Genomic DNA, 1,295 nt, shown 5'->3' with positions numbered 1-1,295 from the left:
ATCCTATGTTCACCTGCCCGCCGTAATTTGGGTTAACGAGAAGGAAAAGGAAGGAATAAGATTCTCGTCTTATGGGGCTTCGAGCCCGTTTAACATGACAATCCCCTCCCTTTTCTAGGGCCACTTTGGACAGTTCCATGAGGCGCCAGAGCCTGTATCAGGATAGCGAAAGACTCCCTAGAAGTCCTTTTTTGCGGTTTTCTCACTCTTTAGCCCTTCCCCGTGGATGCTTCGCTTTCTTTTCCCGTCGTCGGCATTGACGTGAGCAAGGCCACGCTGGCCGTGTGCTACCTGCACGACGAGCAGTTGCAACACGTAGAAGTGGGCAACACCCCAGCCGGGTTTCAGCAGCTGGTGCAGGCCTGTGGGCACCATTGCCGGTTCGTAATGGAAGCGACGGGGACCTACTACCTGGCCCTGGCCTATTACCTGCACGAGCAGGGCGGGCAAGTGGCCGTACTGAACCCCCTGGTCATCAAACGCTTCATTCAGATGCATTTGAGCAAGGGCAAAAGCGACCGCAAAGACGCCCAGTGGCTGCTGCGCTACGGCCAGCAACAAGCCCCGAAGGTCTGGCAGCCCGACGAGACCGTACTGGTCGAATGCCGGCAGCTCGAGCAAGTTACCGAGCAGTTAGTCAAGCAGAAAACGATGGTCTGCAACTCCCTGGAAGCCTTAATGCGGCAACCCGTCATCAGCCCCGTGGCCCGCCAACGACTCGAACAGACCAAGCGTTGGCTCGACGAGCAAATGCAGGGCGTCGAAGCCGAGTTGTTGGCGCTGCTGGAACAGCGCTTTGCGCCGGAAATAGCCCTGTTGTGCTCCATTCCCGGTATTGGCCGTAAAACCGCGGGCATGCTGCTCTTGTTCGCCGGCGGTTTCGCCCACCTCGACAACTACCGCCAGTTAATCGCCAAGGCCGGGCTCTCCCCGCGCGAGCACACCTCGGGCGCCAGCATTCGGGGCAAGGTGCGCATCACCAAAATGGGTGGCGGCTTGATTCGCGGCAAACTGTTCAGGTGCAGCTTCTCGGCCAAGAAATCCAACGCGGCCTGCAAAGCCCTCTACGACCGATTGGTGGCCAAAGGTAAAAACGGTAAAGTGGCCCTGATTGCGGTCTGCAACAAGCTGCTCAAGCAAGCCTTCGCCATCATCAAATCCGGTGTGCCTTACCAAGCGGACTTTTGCTCAACACTTGTCCTCCCCCTCTAATTTTTAACACAGTTCATGTTAAACTAAATAGATTAAGTGTCTAACTATGTATGTAGTATCAAAGCAAAGTCGGTCGTTCTAAC

At 55.8% G+C, this 1,295-nt stretch carries 1 protein-coding gene; it reads left to right on the top strand.

The window, feature by feature from the left end; translation table 11 throughout:
- The first annotated feature begins 222 nt into the window (after positions 1 to 222).
- Positions 223 to 1,212: an IS110 family RNA-guided transposase gene (locus J4G38_RS26910; RefSeq protein ID WP_226163946.1), complete on the top strand. Its 990-nt coding sequence runs from the start codon at positions 223 to 225 to the stop codon at positions 1,210 to 1,212.
- Positions 1,213 to 1,295 lie beyond the last annotated feature (83 nt).

Source organism: Hymenobacter terricola, assembly GCF_017921975.2.
In the GTDB taxonomy this organism is placed as follows: Bacteria; Bacteroidota; Bacteroidia; order Cytophagales; family Hymenobacteraceae; genus Hymenobacter; species Hymenobacter terricola.
Note: the sequence above shows the minus strand (reverse complement) of the source record. Positions and strands in the feature narration are given on the sequence as shown.